16 protein-coding genes are annotated in these 16,766 nt (G+C 71.8%); 4 read left to right on the top strand and 12 right to left on the bottom strand.

What is annotated here, in order from left to right:
- Positions 1-193: 193 nt before the first annotated feature.
- The 10 genes from ASD84_RS14130 to hutH form a co-directional block, all read right to left on the bottom strand.
- Positions 194-1,477 (bottom strand): MFS transporter, encoded by a 1,284-nt coding sequence (locus ASD84_RS14130; protein WP_056711586.1) that lies wholly within the window; start codon positions 1,475-1,477, stop codon positions 194-196.
- Positions 1,474-1,668 (bottom strand): DUF3046 domain-containing protein, encoded by a 195-nt coding sequence (locus ASD84_RS14125; RefSeq protein ID WP_056711584.1) that lies wholly within the window; start codon positions 1,666-1,668, stop codon positions 1,474-1,476. Before ASD84_RS14125 ends, ASD84_RS14130 begins: the two co-directional genes overlap by 4 nt.
- Before the next feature lie 7 nt (positions 1,669-1,675).
- Positions 1,676-2,218 carry a DinB family protein gene (locus tag ASD84_RS14120; protein ID WP_056712237.1) on the bottom strand — a complete coding sequence of 181 codons (543 nt, stop codon included), beginning with the start codon at positions 2,216-2,218 and terminating at the stop codon, positions 1,676-1,678.
- A gap of 74 nt (positions 2,219-2,292) precedes the next feature.
- Positions 2,293-3,255, bottom strand: coding sequence for a DUF389 domain-containing protein (locus ASD84_RS14115; RefSeq protein ID WP_056711582.1), 963 nt, complete (start codon positions 3,253-3,255; stop codon positions 2,293-2,295).
- 29 nt (positions 3,256-3,284) lie between these two features.
- Positions 3,285-3,848, bottom strand: coding sequence for a DM13 domain-containing protein (locus ASD84_RS14110; RefSeq protein WP_056711580.1), 564 nt, complete (start codon positions 3,846-3,848; stop codon positions 3,285-3,287).
- Positions 3,849-3,857: 9 nt separating this feature from the next.
- Positions 3,858-5,006 (bottom strand): imidazolonepropionase, encoded by a 1,149-nt coding sequence (gene hutI / locus ASD84_RS14105; RefSeq protein ID WP_056712235.1) that lies wholly within the window; start codon positions 5,004-5,006, stop codon positions 3,858-3,860.
- Positions 5,007-5,017: 11 nt separating this feature from the next.
- Positions 5,018-6,163 carry a formimidoylglutamate deiminase gene (locus tag ASD84_RS14100; protein WP_056711579.1) on the bottom strand — a complete coding sequence of 382 codons (1,146 nt, stop codon included), beginning with the start codon at positions 6,161-6,163 and terminating at the stop codon, positions 5,018-5,020.
- Positions 6,160-7,368 carry an allantoate amidohydrolase gene (locus ASD84_RS14095; protein WP_235531116.1) on the bottom strand — a complete coding sequence of 403 codons (1,209 nt, stop codon included), beginning with the start codon at positions 7,366-7,368 and terminating at the stop codon, positions 6,160-6,162. The genes ASD84_RS14100 and ASD84_RS14095 overlap by 4 nt, the downstream gene beginning before the upstream one ends.
- On the bottom strand, positions 7,361-9,025 hold the full coding sequence (hutU, locus tag ASD84_RS14090) for a urocanate hydratase (protein WP_056711577.1): 1,665 nt from the start codon (positions 9,023-9,025) through the stop codon (positions 7,361-7,363). Before hutU ends, ASD84_RS14095 begins: the two co-directional genes overlap by 8 nt.
- Positions 9,022-10,560, bottom strand: coding sequence for a histidine ammonia-lyase (gene hutH, locus ASD84_RS14085; protein WP_056711575.1), 1,539 nt, complete (start codon positions 10,558-10,560; stop codon positions 9,022-9,024). Before hutH ends, hutU begins: the two co-directional genes overlap by 4 nt.
- 83 nt (positions 10,561-10,643) lie before the next feature.
- On the opposite strand from hutH, the gene ASD84_RS14080 reads away from it, so the two are divergent.
- On the top strand, positions 10,644-11,393 hold the full coding sequence (locus ASD84_RS14080; protein WP_056711573.1) for an IclR family transcriptional regulator: 750 nt from the start codon (positions 10,644-10,646) through the stop codon (positions 11,391-11,393).
- A gap of 80 nt (positions 11,394-11,473) precedes the next feature.
- On the opposite strand, the gene ASD84_RS14075 is transcribed toward ASD84_RS14080, so the two are convergent.
- Positions 11,474-11,833, bottom strand: a complete 360-nt coding sequence (locus tag ASD84_RS14075) for a VOC family protein (protein WP_056711571.1) — start codon at positions 11,831-11,833, stop codon at positions 11,474-11,476.
- Between the two features lie 60 nt (positions 11,834-11,893).
- Between ASD84_RS14075 and ASD84_RS14070 the strand changes: the two genes are divergently transcribed.
- Positions 11,894-12,532, top strand: coding sequence for a pentapeptide repeat-containing protein (locus ASD84_RS14070; RefSeq protein WP_056711569.1), 639 nt, complete (start codon positions 11,894-11,896; stop codon positions 12,530-12,532).
- Here the strand turns inward: ASD84_RS14070 and ASD84_RS14065 are convergent.
- Positions 12,519-13,970 carry an N-6 DNA methylase gene (locus ASD84_RS14065; protein WP_056711566.1) on the bottom strand — a complete coding sequence of 484 codons (1,452 nt, stop codon included), beginning with the start codon at positions 13,968-13,970 and terminating at the stop codon, positions 12,519-12,521. The genes ASD84_RS14070 and ASD84_RS14065 overlap by 14 nt on opposite strands.
- A gap of 64 nt (positions 13,971-14,034) precedes the next feature.
- On the opposite strand from ASD84_RS14065, the gene ASD84_RS26110 reads away from it, so the two are divergent.
- Positions 14,035-15,957 (top strand): nicotinate phosphoribosyltransferase, encoded by a 1,923-nt coding sequence (locus ASD84_RS26110; protein ID WP_414858599.1) that lies wholly within the window; start codon positions 14,035-14,037, stop codon positions 15,955-15,957.
- Positions 15,954-16,661 carry an NUDIX hydrolase gene (locus ASD84_RS14055; protein ID WP_056711563.1) on the top strand — a complete coding sequence of 236 codons (708 nt, stop codon included), beginning with the start codon at positions 15,954-15,956 and terminating at the stop codon, positions 16,659-16,661. The genes ASD84_RS26110 and ASD84_RS14055 overlap by 4 nt, the downstream gene beginning before the upstream one ends.
- The last annotated feature ends 105 nt before the right edge of the window (positions 16,662-16,766 follow it).

Below are 16,766 nucleotides of genomic sequence, written 5' to 3'. Positions count from 1 at the left end.
TGTCCTGCGTCCCGTTTCCGGAATCGCTGTGAGGTCGGTACATCGGCGACGCTATGACGAGGTCCCGACACAGCCTGGTCAGCCGGGTCGTGGGTGTGGACAAACACGCCTGTGCGTCGTACCTGTGGACGGTTGGCGGTCAGGCCAGTCGTCCAGTGACACACAACCTAGACGAACAGGTGTTCGAAGTGGTTCAGGCGGTCCGGCGTGTCGTCTCCAGGGCTGCGCGGGCCGATGCGCCGAGCACTCCGACGACCAGCACCAGGCTCGCGAGCGCCAGCGCCGGATAGTCGGCCAGGTCGACGATGACGCCCGCCAGCGCGCCGGCGACGGCCGCGGTCAGGCCCATCACCAGGTCCGAGGTGCCCTGCACGTCGGTACGCGCCTCGATCGGTGCGTGCTCGGCCACCAGCGTGGACGCGGACACCATCACCAGCGACCAGCCGACGCCGAGCAGGAAGAGCCCGGCGGTCACCTGCCAGGACATCCCGGTGGGCGCGGAGGCGCACAGGAGCAGCGCCGCCAGCAGCGTCACTCCCCCAGCACCGAGCACCGGCGGCCGGCCGACGCGGTCGGCCAGCATCCCCACCAGCGGCGAGAACGCGAACATGCCGAGCACGTGGACACTGATCACGATGCCGATGACCTCGAGGTCCGAGCCGCCGTGCTTCATGTGCAGGGGCGTCATCACCATGACCCCGACCATCGTGGCGTGGGCCAGGGCCAGGGCGGCGATCGCGTAGCCGAGGATCGGACGGTCACCGATGGCCGCCGTCGCACGCGCCCACGAGGAACGGCCACCCGCGACCCGTGGAGCGCGGCCGGCGGCAACGTCGGCCTCACCTTCGAGCTGCTGGGCGAGCAGGAGCGGGTCAGGACGGAGGAGCAGGCCGACGACGACGGCAGCCAGCAGCATTCCCATCGCGCCGAGCGCGAACGGTCCGGTCAGCTCCGGGATGTCGACGGCATCGGCGAACGCGCCGGCGGGACCGGTGAGGTTCGGTCCGGCCACCGCACCGATGGTGGTCGCCCACACGACGAGCGACAGCGAGCGGGCCCGGGTCTCATCGGTCGCGAGGTCGGTGGCGGCGTAGCGGGCGGCACTGTTGGCCGCCGTACCGGCGCCGAGGAGGACGGCTCCGACGAGCAGGACCAGCATCGACCCGACGACACCGGCGACGACGGCGAGCACTCCCCCGCAGGCGCCGACGAGGTAGCCGGTCATCAGGCCGGTGCGTCGCCCGCGGCGGGCCATCAGCGGCGCCAGCAGGAACGAGATCACGGCAGCGCCGAGGACCTGTGCGGTCTGGGCGAGGCCGGACTGTGCCTCGGAGCCGGACAGGTCGCTGGCGAGCAGGGACGCAGTGGCGATGCCGATGGTGATGCCCACGGCACCGACGGCCTGGGTCAGCACCAGGACGCGGACGGTACGACGCTGCGCGGCGACCACCGACAACACAGGGGCTTCGGCGGTCACCGTTCGGACGCCGGCAGCTCGAGCTGTGCCCAGACCGCGCGCCACACCTGCTTGGGCTGGTCGCCCGCGTCGATGGCCTCGCGCACCGTGCGGCCACCGAGGCTGGCCATCACGAACTGGTCCGCCCAGACGTACGCATACCCCGAACCGAGGTGGTGCTCCATCCGCTTCCAGAACTCCGTGTGCCGCACCCGTGCATCATCGCTGGTCGAGCCAGCGGACGTCCCATCGGTGATGGATCACGTCGTGGAGGTGATACCGCCCGATGGTGTCGACGGTGAACACGCTCCCGTTGCTGCGACGTCCAGGACGGTCCCACGCGTCGCTGGCCACGGAGTCGTAGAGGACGGACGTCGCACCAGCCGCCGCCAGGAGATCCGGTACGACGTCCGCGGGATCCTGCAGGTCGTAGCGGTCCGCGACGGCGGACTCGTCCTGGTCCCAGTTGGCGAAGACGGGGTCGTCGTCCGTGAGCATCTGCTCGAGTCGCCCGGCGAAGACGCGGTGCACGTCACGGACGTGGCACGCGTACTCGGTCGGCGACCAGACCGTGGGCGCCGGACGCTGCCGGGCACGCGGGTCGGCCAGCGCGTCCGCCCAGTACGCGGCGTTCTCGCGGATCATCGCGCCCATCGTCGACCGGCCGACGTCCGCGGCGACGAAGCCGCACTCGGCGCAGGGCTGGTCGAGCACCCACGTCCAGTCCTTGGTGTCGGGCTCGGGCACCTGTGCGGTCGTCATGCGCTCATCCTCGTGGCCGGACGCGCCCACCCGCGAGCGATATCCGGTCATCCTCCGTCGAGGGACTGCCAGCGTCAGGCCTCGTGGCGCCAGCGCCGCGCGAGCCGCACCCGGCGCGCCGACATCCGGGTCCACACCGACTGCTGGACCGCCAGTGCCAGCCAGCCGGCGACGGCCATGCCCGCGATGTTGACCACCAGCTGCAGCGCACTCCCCCAGATCTCGTCCGGGACACCGAACGCCAGTCCCAGCGCGACATTGCCCGCCGCCGGGACCGTGGTCACCGAGATGAAGACGCCCGAGAGACCGCCGACCTTCGCGGACGTCAGCGAGAGCGCGCCGGCCGCTGCAGCCACGACCGCGACGATGAACGACCACTTGTCCGGCGTGTAGATGAACGCCGTCGCCGGGCGTGGCGCCGTGACGTCGTCGACGGTGACCCAGCCGAGTCCCCGGGCCGCCAGGGCCGCGAGGGTGACGATGCCGATCGCCACGAGGAAGCCGATCACCAGCGAGCGGGCCGCGAAGCCGAACAGGGCCGGGCGTCGTCGTACGAGGGCAAGGCCCAGGGCGGCGATCGGGATGAACTCCGGGCCGAGCACCATCGCGCCGATCACGAGGATCTGGGAGTCGAGCACGATGGCGATGCTCGCGATCAGCGTCGCCAGGGTCATGAAGGTGACGTAGGTCCAGTTGAGCTCGGACTCCTCGTAGGCACGCTGGGTGACCTCGGCCCAGACCACCGCGTCCGCTGACGACCCGGGCGTACGACGCTCCGCGTCGAAGCCCCGCTGCGAGGTCCACGTCGTGACCGGCTGGACGTGGATCGAGCCCTCGTGCTGGACGCCGAGCGCGCGCAGGGCGTCGACGATGTCGTTGGTGGCCTCCCGGGCGACGTCTGCCTCGATCAGGTCGCCCTCGGGCACCAGCGCGGCGCCCTCGATGCAGGTGAGGCCGCTGACGGCGGGGTCGTCCCGCAGCGTCGCGACGATGTCGGCCGTGAGGTCGCGGGGCGAGGTGATCCGCAGGTGTTGCACGGGTGTGAGTCTGCCCCAGTCAACTCAGGTCAGGCGATGGCGGCGGTGCCGAACGCGACGTTGAACTTGTCGCACCAGATCACCACGGACTTCATGCCCGCGAGGTCGGCGTCGGACGGGATCTCGTAGCGCGAGCTGCCCTTGTTGCCCTTCAGCTCACCGAGCTTCACGTAGTCGCCGTCGTCGTAGTTGCTCCAGGAGCCGACGCAGCCGTCACAGCCGCCGCCGCTCTCCTGGTCGGTGATCCACACGTGCAGGTCAGGACCGTTGGAGGTGTCGAGTCCGTCGAGCAGCACGAACCGGCTGCCGTCGCTGCGGCGGTAGATCGTGGCTTCGCCGGAGGTGCCGTGCTCTGCGTCGATGAAGCTGCCCGACGCCAGCAAGACCCGCGTCTTCGTGGTGCCGGTGGCCTCCGGGACGGTGGTGTCGTCGATGCCCGCGCTGGCCGTGCCGACGACCTCGCTGGCGTCGTCACCGTCGTCGACCTCGTCGTCGATGAACAGCAGCCACGGCTGGAACACCAGCGCACCGACCACCACGACGACGAGGAACACGCCGCCGATCGTCAGCCAGGTTCCGCGCTTGCGACTCATGGTCCGACCCTACGAGACCCACGTTCGCGCGACCAGCGGGACGCCCGGGCGGTAGGCCAGGTGGACGTGGCTCGGGGCGTCGAGGAGGACCAGGTCGGCGCGAGCGCCCGGCACCAGCGCCCCGACGTCGGTGCGCCCGAGCGCAGCCGCACCACCGGCGGTCGCAGCCCACACCGCCTCGGCGGGGGTGAGGCCCATGTCGCGGACGGCAACGGCGATGCAGAACGGCAGCGAGCTCGTGTACGACGACCCCGGGTTGCAGTCACTGGCCAGCGCCACCGTGACACCCGCATCGACGAGCGCGCGAGCGTCCGGATACGGCTGGCGGGTGCTGAACTCCACTCCCGGCAGCAGCGTCGCGACCGTTCCCGAGTCCCGCAGGGCGTGGACGTCGTCGTCGGTGAGGAAAGTGCAGTGGTCGACCGCCGCCAGGCCGAGCTCGGCAGCGAGCTGGACACCCGGCCCGGGGCCGAGCTGGTTGGCGTGCAGCCGTCCGCGGAGTCCTGCTGCCGCGCCCGCGGCCAGGATCGTCCGGGCCTGATCGGCGTCGAAGGCACCGCGCTCGCAGAACACGTCGATCCAGCGGGCGTACGGCGCCGCGGCGGCGAGCATCGGCCCGATGACCAGCGCGACGTAGCCGGCCACGTCGTCGGCGTACTCCGGAGGCACGACGTGGGCGCCGAGGAAGGTGGTCTCGGGGGTGAAGCCCTGTGCGATCCGGAGCGAGCGGGCCTCGTCGTCGACCGTGAGCCCGTAGCCGGACTTGATCTCGACGGTCGTGGTGCCCTGCCTGCGCATCTCGGCCACCAGGCGCGCGACACCGGCCTCGAGGACGGCGTCCGAGGCGGCGCGCGTGGCCGCGACGGTGGTGCGGATCCCCCCGGCGGCGTACGACTCCCCGGCCATCCGGGCCCGGAACTCGGGTGCCCGGTCGCCGGCGAAGACGAGGTGGCTGTGGCTGTCGACGAACCCCGGGATCACGGCGGCTCCGGCTGCGTCGACGACCTCGTCGGCGGCGGGGGCGTCCGAGGCTTCCCCCACCCACGCGACCAGTCCGTCCTCGATGACCAGGGCCGCGTCACTGCGCAGGCCGAGCAGGTCCGCGGCGGCCGGGTCGTTGGTGACGAGCTCGCCGATGTTCGTGACCAGGGTGCTCATCTGGGGTGAGTTCATGACCAGACCTTGTCGATGGCGGAGGCCAGGTCGCGGCCGACGCGCGCGTGGTCGCCGTCGAAGACGACGCGGCCGTCGATCACCACCTCCGTGACGTCGGCGGACGTCGCTGCGAAGACGGCGGTGTGACCGTCCGAGCCGGTCCCCGCCGTACGTGGGCTGGTGGGGTCGAGGGTCACGGTGCCGGCATCGGCGATCCCGAGCGACGCGTGGCCGTTGATCGTGGCGCAGTCGAGCAGTGCCTGCGCCGACCAGTGGCCGCGGATGCCGGTACGCAGGCGGTCGTGCATCTCGACGCCGCGCATCTCCTCGAACAGGTCCACGACCGCGTGGCTGTCGGACCCGAGACAGATCCGGGCACCAGCGGCGCGCAGCTCGCCAGCGCGACCGAGGCCGTCGGCGAGGTCGCGCTCGGTGGTCGGGCACATGCAGACCATCGAGCCCGAGTCACCGATGGTGCGCACGTCGGAGTCGGTCAGGTGGGTGGCGTGGACCAGTGTCGTCCGCGGTCCGAGCACCCCCGCGTCGGCGAGCACCTCCGTCGGAGTCATCCCGTACGCCGTCCGGCAGGCGTCGTTCTCGGCGGGCTGCTCGGACAGGTGCGCGTGCAGGGGGCGCCCGCCCGCGGATGCCCAGCCCGCCACCTTGCTCATCTGGTCCCGGGGCACGGCACGGACGCTGTGGATCGCCGCGCCCACCCGGTCGTCGTCGAACGCGGCCACCCGCTCGGCCCAGGCCTCGGCCGAGCCATCGGTGAACCGTCGCTGCACGCCCTCCGGCGGCTGGCCGATCCCGGCCGTCAGGTAGCACGTGTCGAGCAGCCGGATCCGGATGCCGACGTCGTCGGCCGCGGCGAGCAGCGCGCGGCCCATCTCGTTGGGGTCGTCGTACGGCGTCCCGTCGGGCTGGTGGTGCAGGTAGTGGAACTCCCCCACCGCGCCGATGCCGCCCGCGAGCATCTCGGCGTAGGTCGCCCGCGCGAGGTCGAAGTACAGGTCAGGCGTGAGCCGGCCGGCGAGCTCGTACATCTGCTCGCGCCACGTCCAGAAGCTCCCCGTGCCCTGCTGCGTCCGGCCGCGCAGGGCGCGGTGGAAGGCGTGGGAGTGGGCGTTCGCCATCGCGGGGACCGTCAGCACGCTCACGTCACGAGTCCCGTCAGCGCGTCGGCGAGCGCGGTCACGCCGGCGAGACAGTCCGCCGTTTCCGCCGTCTCGTCCGGCGAGTGCGAGACCCCGGAGGGGTTGCGGACGAACAGCATCGCGGAGCGGATGCCGGCGTCCTGGAGGACGCCGGCGTCGTGGCCGGCCTGCGTCGGGAGCACGGGTACGCCGGCACCGACCAGGTCCCGCAGCGCCACGTCGAAGACGACCTCGCCGCTGATCGACTCCCGGGTCACCGCGACCTGCGTGCCGTCACGCTCGGCCCGCTCGGACGCCTGCCGTTCGATGGCGGCGGTCAGCGTGGCCAGCGCCGGGCTGGTCTCGGCCCGCGCATCCAGCCAGGCGGTGACGTGCGAGGGCACGGCGTTCGTACCGTTGGGGCGTACCTCGATCCGGCCGAACGTCGCGCGCTGTCCGGACAGCCGCGCCTGCTTGTTGGCGGCCAGCGCGGTCATCGCGAACGTCAGCATCGGGTCCGCCCGGTCCTCCATGCGCGTGGTGCCGGCATGGTCGGCACGACCCGCGACGTCGTACCGCCAACGGCCGTGCGGCCAGATCCCGCTGGCCACGCCGACCGCGGCGTCGTGGTCGATCAGGGCACGGCCCTGCTCCACGTGCAGCTCGACGTAGGTGTCGACACCCGCGAGGAGGGTGGAGGTACCGCCCTCGATCACGTCGCCGAGGCGTACGCCGTCGCGGTCGGTCAGTTCCCGCGCGTCGTCCCAGGACGCCGCACCCACGGCCAGCCGGGAGCCGAGGCAGGCCCGGCCGAAACGGGAACCCTCCTCCTCGACGAAGGCAGCGACACCGAGCGGACGGGACGGTACGACCCCGCGCTCGCGCATCAGGTCGACGGCAGCGAACGCGGACACGACACCGAGGGGGCCGTCGAACGCGCCGCCGTCGAGGACGGAGTCGAGGTGGGAGCCGGTGAGAATGCGCCCGGGCGTCTCGATACGCCCGCTCGTACCTCGCGGGCCACTCGACGAACTTGTGGGATGCCACCAGGCGACGAGGTTGCCGAACGGGTCCTCCTCGATCTCGAGGTCCCGCGCCTTCGCTGCCTCGCGGAACCACGCGCGAAGCTCGAGCTCGGCGGACTCCCAGGGCTGCCTGAAGTAGCCGCCGGAGGTGGTCGAGCGGCCGACCGGTGCGAGGTCGGTCCACATCTGCTCGAAGTCAGCCATCCTGCATCGGAATCCTCACGTCCCGCTCCGCAGCGACCTCGACCGCCCGGTCGTAGCCGGCGTCGACGTGGCGGATCACGCCCATCCCCGGGTCGTTCGTGAGGACACGCTCGATCTTCTGCGCGGCGAGCTCGGTGCCGTCGGCGACACAGACCTGGCCCGCATGGATCGAGCGTCCCATGCCGACCCCGCCACCGTGGTGGATCGACACCCAGGACGCACCCGATGCGGTGTTGACCAGCGCGTTGAGCAGGGCCCAGTCAGCGATGGCGTCGGAGCCGTCGAGCATCGCCTCGGTCTCGCGGTACGGCGACGCGACCGACCCGCAGTCCAGGTGGTCGCGGCCGATCACGACCGGCGCCTTGAGCTCACCGGAAGCGACCATCTCGTTGAACTTCAGACCGGCGAGGTGGCGTTCGCCGTACCCGAGCCAGCAGATACGGGCGGGCAGGCCCTGGAACGCCACCCGCTCGGACGCCATGGTGATCCACTTGTGGAGGCGGGCGTTGTCGGGGAACAGCTCGAGGATCGCCTTGTCCGTGGCGGCGATGTCAGCCGGGTCGCCGGACAGCGCGGCCCAACGGAACGGGCCCTTGCCCTCGCAGAACAGCGGACGGATGTACGCCGGCACGAAGCCGGGGAACTCGAAGGCGCGGTCGTAGCCGCCCTTGCGGGCTTCGTCGCGGATCGAGTTGCCATAGTCGAAGACCTCGGCGCCGGCGTCCTGGAACTCCACCATCGCCCGCACGTGGGTGGCCATGGACTCCTGCGCCCGCTTCGTGAAGCCCACCGGGTCTGCTGTCCGCTCGGCCTCCCAGTCCTCGAACGCGGTGCCGGCAGGGAGGTAGAAGAGCGGGTCGTGGGCGGACGTCTGGTCGGTGACGATGTCGATCGGCGCCTTCTGCTCCAGCAGCAGTGGCACCAGTTCGGCGGCGTTGCCGAGGACCCCGATGGACAGGGGCTTGCGGGCATCGCGCGCCTCGATCGCCAGGGCGACCGCTTCTTCGAGCGAGGACGCCTGGACGTCGAGGTAGCGGTGCTCGATGCGCCGCTTGATCCGCGCGTCGTCGCACTCGATGCAGATCGCCACCCCGTCGTTCATGGTGACGGCGAGGGGCTGGGCGCCGCCCATGCCGCCGAGGCCGGCGGTGAGCGTGATCGTGCCGGCCAAGGTTCCGTTGAAGCGCTTGTCGGCGACGGCGGCGAAGGTCTCGAACGTGCCCTGCAGGATGCCCTGCGTACCGATGTAGATCCACGAACCGGCGGTCATCTGCCCGTACATCGTGAGGCCGAGGTCCTCCAGCCGGCGGAACTCCTCCCAGTTGGCCCAGTCGCCCACCAGGTTGGAGTTGGCGATCAGGACCCGCGGCGCCCACTCGTGCGTGCGCATGACGCCGACCGGCTTGCCGCTCTGGACGAGCATCGTCTCGTCGTCCTCGAGGTCGCGCAGGGTGCGGACGAGGGCGTCGTACGCCTCCCAGTTGCGCGCAGCCTTGCCCGTGCCGCCGTACACGACGAGGTCCTCGGGACGCTCGGCGTTCTCGGGGTCGAGGTTGTTCATCAGCATCCGCAGCGGCGCCTCGGTCTGCCACGACTTCGCGGTCAGCTCGGTGCCGGTGGCGGCATGGATGGGGAGGCGGGGGTTGGTGTCGTTCACTGGAGCTCTCCGATCACGTCGGCGACGGCCGCAGTGACCTTGCGGCTCAGGACGAGTTGGTAGGCGGATTCGATCTCGGGGGCGAGGAAACGGTCGGTGCCGGGTCCACCGACGCCGTGGTCGCGCATCAACGCGACCACCGCACCCGTGGCGGGGCTGGGCTCGAGCGGAGCCCGGAGGTTGAGGGCACGCGAAGCCGTCATCAGCTCGACAGCGAGCACCCGGGTGAGCCCGTCGACGGAACGGCGCAGCTTGCGTGCGGACGACCAGCCCATGGAGACGTGGTCCTCCTGCATGGCGCTCGACGGGATCGAGTCGACGGAGGCCGGAGCTGCGAGGCGCTTGAGCTCGGAGACGATCGCGGCCTGCGTGTACTGCGCGATCATCAGGCCCGAGTCGACGCCCGGGTCGTCGGCGAGGAACGGCGGCAGGCCGTGGTTGCGGCTCTTGTCGAGGAAACGGTCGGTACGACGCTCCGCGATCGAGGCGACGTCGGCGGCGACGATCGCGAGGAAGTCCAGGACGTAGGCGACCGGCGCCCCGTGGAAGTTGCCGTTGCTCTCGACGCGACCGTCCAGGACGACAGGGTTGTCGATCGCCGAGGCCAGCTCGCGACCGGCGACCGTTGCGGCGTGGGCGACGGTGTCGCGGGCGGCGCCGTGCACCTGGGGCGAGCAACGCAACGAGTAGGCGTCCTGGACGCGGTTGCAGTCGGGGCCGCGGTGCGAGGCGACGACCCCGGAGTCCCGCAGGAGTGCGGTGAGGTTGGCGGCGGAGAGCGCCTGGCCGGGGTGCGGGCGGATCGCCTGCAGCTCGGGGGCAAACACCCGGTCGGTACCGAGCTGGCCCTCGACCGACATGGCAGCGGAGATGTCGGCGACGCGGAGCAGGTCGGTGAGGTCGTCGATCGCGAGCACCAGCATGCCGAGCATGCCGTCGGTGCCGTTGATCAGCGCCAGTCCTTCCTTCTCCTGCAGGGCGACCGGGGTGAGGCCCGCGGCCGCGAGGGCGTCGGCTGCGTCGACGAGCTCACCGTAGGCGTTGCGCACCGGGCCCTCGCCCATCAACGCCAGCGCACAGTGCGCCAGCGGTGCCAGGTCGCCCGAGCAGCCGAGCGATCCGTACTCGTGGACCACCGGCGTGATGCCGTGGGTCAGGAGCCCGGCGAGCAGCTCGGCGGTCTCGCGTCGTACTCCCGTGCGACCGGTGGCGAGCGTCGAGAGCCGCAGCAACATCAACGCGCGCACGACCTCGCGCTCCACCTCCGGACCGCTGCCGGCTGCGTGCGAGCGCACCAGCGAACGCTGGAGCTGGGCGCGCAGCTCGGGTGCGATGTGGCGGGTCGCGAGGGCGCCGAAGCCGGTCGAGACGCCGTACGACGGCGTGGGCGATGCCGCGAGATCCACGATCACCGCACGGGCCTTGTCGATCGCCGCGAGCGACTCCTCGCTCAGCGCCACCGCCGCGCCGTGACGGGCCACCGCCACCACGTCCTCGAACGAAACCGCGCCCGTACCCACCATCACCGTCTGCATGTCCCGATTCCACTCCTCCCTGCTGGCGCCCGCCAGCGGTTGCAGCCATGATGTGTCTCGTATCCGAGACTTGGAGGGTTGCCATGCCACAGGTTCCCGCCGCCACCCGCGCGCTGCGGGTGCTGCGGTTCCTCGCCGGGCAACCGGAGCCGGTCGCGGTCGACCGGATCGCGCGCGAGCTCGGGATCCCCCGCTCGACGACGTACCACCTCCTCCAGGCGATGGCGGCCGAGGGCTTCGTGGTGCACCTCGCCGACGAGCGCCGCTACGGGCTCGGGGTCGCGGCGTTCGAGGTGGGCAGCGGCTACATCCGGCAGGCGCCGCTGCAACGGATCGCGCGGCGTCCGCTCGTCGCGCTCGTCGACCGGACCGGTCACAGCGCGCACCTCGCGGTGCCGCACGGGCGCGACGTGCTCTACGTCCTCGAGGAACGCGCACCCGGTCGGCCTTCACTGGTCACCGACGTGGGCGTCCGGCTGCCGTCCCACCTGACGGCCAGCGGGCGGGCGATCCTGGCCCACCTCTCCGCCAGCCAGGTGCGCGCGCTCTACCCGGACCGGGAGGCGTTCGTCGATCGCACCGGCGTCGGCCCCGGCTCCCCCACCGCGTTGCGGGCCGTGCTCGCCGAGACCCGCCGTCGCGGCCACGCCATCGAGGACGGCGAGGTGACGGCCGGACTCGCGTCCGTCGCCGCTGCGGTGCTGGACCACAACGCCCTGCCGGTGGCCGGGGTCGCGATCACCTTCCCGGTCGGCAGCGCCGATCCGGAGCGGCTGGCCGCTGCCGTCGTGGCCACCGCCGCGACGCTCACGCGCCGCCTCCACGGCCGCTGACGCCCGATAGTCCCGGGTCAAAAGCACCGGAATGAGGTGCTGCGCGGTGCTTTTGGGCAGGGACTATCGCCCGCGAGGCGTCAGGCGGGATTGCCGCCGAAACCGATCTCGTTGCCGTCGGGATCGAGGTAGATGACCTTGCGGGTGCCCTCCTCGTAGGTCTCGGTCGTGCTCGACTCGATGCCGCGCGAGGCGATCGCGGCCACCCGCGCCTCGAGGTCGTCGACGAACAGCGTCTGCACGGAGAAGCCCGCACGCTCGGGGCGCTGCTCCACGACCAGCCAGCGATGCGGAGCCACCTCCCAGACCCCCTCGGTCGGGTGGGCGACGAAGGTGGGCGGCATGCCGAACAGCGCCTCGTACCAGGGCAACGCCTGGTCGTAGTCCCGCACGCAGATGCCGGCGAAGAGCTCGAGTCCGTCCGCAAGGAATTCGCTCATACCGGTTCCGACCTCGACGTGGCCGAGGATTCATCGGCGGTGCTGGTTAGAGTCACGCGGGTGCTGGCACCGCAGATCGACCCCATCAAGCTCGGCTCGCTCACCGAAGGGGACCTGCTCGACCTGACGCACGACGCCGACCTCGAATCGGTCAGGTACGCCGACCTCCGGGTCGCCCGCCTGGACCTCGCCGGCGCTCTCGTCTCGATGTCACGGTTCGAGGACGTCAGCGCCGACGAGACCGGCCTCAAGGGCGCCCGCCTGCACGAGGTCGAGCTCGAACGGGTCAACCTCCCGGTCGTCCGCGCCGCCCGCAGCCAGTGGCGGGACGTGAAGGTCAACGGCCGCATCGGGTCGCTCGAGGCCTACGAGGCCCAGTGGAAGTCGGTGCACTTCGTCGGCTGCAAGCTCAGCTTCGTCAACCTGCGCGGCGCCGAGCTCATGGACATCGCCTTCACCGACTGCACCATCGACGAGCTGGACCTGATCAGCGCGACCGCCCGCCGCGTCCGGTTCGAGAACACCCGGGTGGGCAGCCTCAACGTCCGCCAGGCGAAGCTGCAGGACGTCGACCTGCGCGGCGCCACGCTCGGATCGATCGACGGCCTCACCGACCTGCGCGGCGCGACGGTCAGCCATGACCAGCTCGTGATGATCGCACCCCTGCTCGCGGCAAGCATCGGCCTCAACGTCGAATAGCCCGCGCCAGCCACCAGGCCAGGGCCTCGTCGGACCCGTCGTAGGCATCGGTCATCACCCGGGCCAGCTCGGCCAGGACCTCGGGCCGGTTGTCGCCTGCCCGTTGGGCGCGCTGGGCCAGCACCGCCCCCTCGTCCCAACGCCCCCTGTCGACCGGCAACGGAAGCGCTGCCACCTGCCGGGCACTCACTTTCACCGACCCCGGTGAGAGGCCGGTCCCGAGATACCGCGCAGCGGCGTGCGCGACGACCGGTGGCGCCAGGGTCAGCGCCAGCAACCGCCACAGGTCAGCCGGGTCATGAGGAGCGACCGTGACGACGGGCACCGATGGCAACCAGATGCCCTCCGCGTCCGCAACGGCCTCGATCACCCGCCCCTGCCCGGCCACCAGCAGCTTGGGCACCAGACGGGCGTCGGCCCACGAGGCCAGCCTGCCGTCGGCGCGGAGGGCCTCGAGATCGACCGACGGGGCGTCGTACTGCTGGCGCGCGAAGCGGGTGGTGGTCGTGCCCCAGCGCAGCTCGGCGGGGTCGATCAGGCCGCTGGTGACCAGGCGGGCGTCACCGTCGCGAAGGCCGCCCCGGTTGTCGCGGACGAAGGGCTGCAGGCCGTAGTACTGGTCACGGAAGTCGGCCGTGCAGGTGGCGAGGTCGCCGACCGTGCCGCCACCGCCGGACAGGGAGACCGCGGGAATCCCGAAGTACGACGCCGCGAGGCTGCCCCAGTCGTCGGGTGCGAGCGACGACGGGGCGCCCACCCGCACCACCGGCACGCAGGTCAGCACCGGCGTCCCGTCGAACACGGGCCGGTTCGAGCACCAGAAGTCGGTGACGGCCCCGCGAGCGGCAACTGCAGACCGCACGGCGCCCGCGTCGCGAACAGCCAGCACGGACAGCGGTTGCACGAGCGCGACGACGCCGCCGTCGGCGACCAGGTCGAGCGAGCGGTGCAGGAAGACGGCGCTGGTGTCGGTGTAGGCACCGAGCGCGCGGCGGTGCTCGCCGGACTGGCCGGAGGTGCTGGTCCGGAGCTGGCCGAGGAACGGCGGATTGCCGACGACCGCGTCGAAGGTGCGGCCCTCCCAGGCGGTGAGGCCGTCAGCGACGAGCACCTGTCGCGCGATCTCCTCGAGGGGGACGGACGGGTCCTCGGCGTGCAGCCGCTCGCGGGCGATCCGGACGGCTTCGGGGTCGAGATCGGAACCGTGGACCGCACGCACGCCGAGCCGGCGGGCCGCGGCGACCAGGAAGTGGCCGGTCCCGCAGGCCGGGTCGAGGACGGTGCCCTGCGCCGGGAGGGCGTGGTCGAGGACCCACGACACCAGCTCGGGCGGGGTGTAGAACGCGCCCTGCCTGCGCCGGTCGTCGGGCCGGTCCGCCGCGAGCTCGCGCTCATAGGCCGCAGACATCGCGGCAGTGTTCAGGCGCTCGTCGGACACGGCCGCAGCCTAGTGTCGACAGCGAACCCTTCCCCGTCCGTGTTATAGTCATAATGACTACAACATCGAGGAGCTCGCGATGGACCGCACCGGACTGCTGACCGACCGTTACGAGCTCACCATGCTCGACTCCTTCGTGCGCGACGGCATGGTCGGTCGACCGGCCGTCTTCGAAGCGTTCTCGCGACGCCTGCCCGAGGGTCGCCGCTACGGGATGCTCGCCGGGCAGGGCCGGCTCCTCACCCTGATCGAGGCCTTCTCCTACGACGCCGACGACCTCGCCTGGCTCCAGGAACAGGGAGTGATCGGCGCGGCAACCGTCGCGTACCTGCGCGACTTCCGGTTCACCGGCGACATCGACGGCTACCGCGAGGGCGACCTGTACTTCCCCGGCAGCCCTGTCTTCACCGCCACCGGCACCCTCGGCGAGTGCCTCGTCCTGGAGACGCTCGTGCTCAGCGTCCTCAACCACGACACGGCCATCGCCAGCGCGGCCGTCCGGATGGTCGACGCGGCGCAGGGCCGCCCGATCATCGAGATGGGCGGGCGTCGTACCCACGAGCAGGCGGCAGTCGCGACAGCGCGGGCGGCGTACGTCGCCGGGTTCGGCTCGACGAGCAACCTCGCCGCGGGCCGGCAATTCGGTGTCCCGACGGCCGGCACCGCCGCACACGCGTTCACCCTCGCGCACGACACCGAGGCAGAGGCGTTCCGCAGCCAGGTCGAGGCACTCGGCGTCGGGACGACCCTCCTCGTCGACACCTACGACACCGCCCAGGGCATCCGGACGGCGGTCGAGGTCGCCGGGACCGCGCTCGGCGCGGTGCGCCTCGACTCGGGCGACCTCAGCGAGGAGGCCCACCAGGCACGCGCCCTGCTCGACTCGCTCGGCGCGACGAGGACCCGGATCGTGGCGACCAGCGATCTGGACGAGTTCGTGATCGCCGCCCTCGCGGACGCCCCCATCGACGGGTACGGCGTCGGCACCCGCGTCGCGACCGGCTCGGGCCACCCGACCGCGAGCATGGTCTACAAGCTGGTCGCCATCGCCGACGCACCCGGAGAACCGATGCGTCCGGTCGCGAAGAAGTCGCAGGACAAGGCATCGGTCGGCGGCCACAAGACCGCCTTCCGCGAGTACGACGACCAGGGGCTCCTCGTCGCCGAGTTCGTCACCCGCGACGGCGACCCCGCTCCGGGACCCGCCGCGCGGCCAGTCCAGGTGCCGCTCATCCGGGCGGGCGCGGTCGTCCACACACCGACTCTGGACGAGGTCCGGGCCTTCGCGGCCGCGGCACTGGCCACGTTGCCGGCCGACGTGCGCGGCGTGGCCGCCGGGCCGTCGTACCTGACATGTTCGGAGGTCGAGGAGGTTGCGCAGCAACCGTCTCGAGACCAGAGAGAGGACAGCACCGTGCAGCGAGCACTGATCGTCGTCGACGTCCAGAACGACTTCGTCGAGGGCGGTTCCCTCGGCGTCACCGGTGGCCGCGAGGTCGCCACCCGGATCAGCGAGCACCTCGCCGCGAGGGCGGCGGACTACGCGCTGATCGCTGCATCACGCGACTGGCACCACGCCCACGAAACCAACGGCGGCCACTTCCACGCGCCCGGCGAGGATCCCGACTTCGTGAACACCTGGCCGGTGCACTGTGTCCAGGGCGAGGCGGGATCGGACTACGCGCCCGAGCTCGTGACCGACGCCGTGACCCACCACGTCGTGAAGGGCATGGGTGAGGCGGCGTACTCGGCGTTCGAAGGCGTCACCGACGACGGCGCCCGGCTGGCCGACCTCCTGCGAGCGGCCGGGGTCACCGACGTCGACGTCACCGGGATCGCGACCGACTATTGCGTCCGCGCCACCGCCCTCGATGCCGTGAAGGAGGGCTTCAGGGTGCGCCTGTTGCCGGGCCTGCACGCCGGGGTCGCGCCGGACAGCTCGGCGGCCGCGCTGACCGAGCTCGCTGAGGCGGGGGTAGCGGTATGAGCACCCACCCGCCGTTTGCGGTCGCCGTGGACCTGGCGATCTTCACCATCCGCGACGGCGCCCTGGCCGTCCTGCTCGTCGAGCGCGGCGAGGAGCCGTTCGCAGGCTCCTGGGCCCTCCCGGGCGGGTTCGTCGAGCCGGACGAGGACGCCGAACAGGCGGCCTGGCGGGAGCTGCGGGAGGAGACCGGCCTCGACGGCACAGCGCGCTTCCCCGGGCACCTCGAACAGCTCAGGACCTACTCCGCACCCGACCGCGACCCGCGGATGCGGGTGGTGTCGGTCGCCCACGTCGCGCTGGCACCCGACCTGCCCGAGCCGCAGGCCGGCACCGACGCCGCCGACGCACGCTGGTGGGTGGTCGACGACCTGCTCGACGGCGAGGACGCACCGACCCTGGCCTTCGACCACCGCGAGATCCTCGTCGACGCCCGTGAGCGGGTGCGCGCGAAGCTGGAGTACACGACCCTGGCCACCGAGTTCGTCACCGAGCCGTTCACGCTCCCGGAGCTGCGACGCGTGTACGCCGCGGTCTGGGGCACTCCCCCGGACCTCGGCAACTTCCGGCGCAAGGTGCTGGGCACCGAGGGTTTCGTGGTCGCGACGGACGCCACGGGCGGCACCGCCGAGGGTGGCGGCCGCCCGGCCCTGCTCTACCGGCGCGGCCCCGCGGTCGTCGTACAACCCCCGATGGTGCGGGGCTGACGGGCCACCACACGTACGAGATCGTCGCGACTCGCCGGCCCCTCCGGCGCTTCGTGCCGCGGCCGTGTCCGACGTGGCCTGTGGATGACCGGCTGCATGGCTGGG

Origin of the sequence: Nocardioides sp. Root682 (assembly GCF_001427795.1) — a bacterium.
GTDB lineage: Bacteria > Actinomycetota > Actinomycetes > Propionibacteriales > Nocardioidaceae > Nocardioides.
This window is presented reverse-complemented; position numbering and strand designations above follow the sequence as displayed.

Coding starts and splice junctions, on each gene's coding strand:
- hutI (WP_056712235.1), bottom strand. CDS start 5,006: ATGAGCACCCTGGTCACGAACATCGGCGAGCTCGTCACCAACGACCCG.
- ASD84_RS14055 (WP_056711563.1), top strand. CDS start 15,954: ATGAGCACCCACCCGCCGTTTGCGGTCGCCGTGGACCTGGCGATCTTC.
- ASD84_RS14095 (WP_235531116.1), bottom strand. CDS start 7,368: ATGGCTGACTTCGAGCAGATGTGGACCGACCTCGCACCGGTCGGCCGC.
- ASD84_RS14110 (WP_056711580.1), bottom strand. CDS start 3,848: ATGAGTCGCAAGCGCGGAACCTGGCTGACGATCGGCGGCGTGTTCCTC.
- ASD84_RS14080 (WP_056711573.1), top strand. CDS start 10,644: ATGCCACAGGTTCCCGCCGCCACCCGCGCGCTGCGGGTGCTGCGGTTC.
- ASD84_RS14120 (WP_056712237.1), bottom strand. CDS start 2,218: ATGACGACCGCACAGGTGCCCGAGCCCGACACCAAGGACTGGACGTGG.
- ASD84_RS14075 (WP_056711571.1), bottom strand. CDS start 11,833: ATGAGCGAATTCCTTGCGGACGGACTCGAGCTCTTCGCCGGCATCTGC.
- hutH (WP_056711575.1), bottom strand. CDS start 10,560: ATGCAGACGGTGATGGTGGGTACGGGCGCGGTTTCGTTCGAGGACGTG.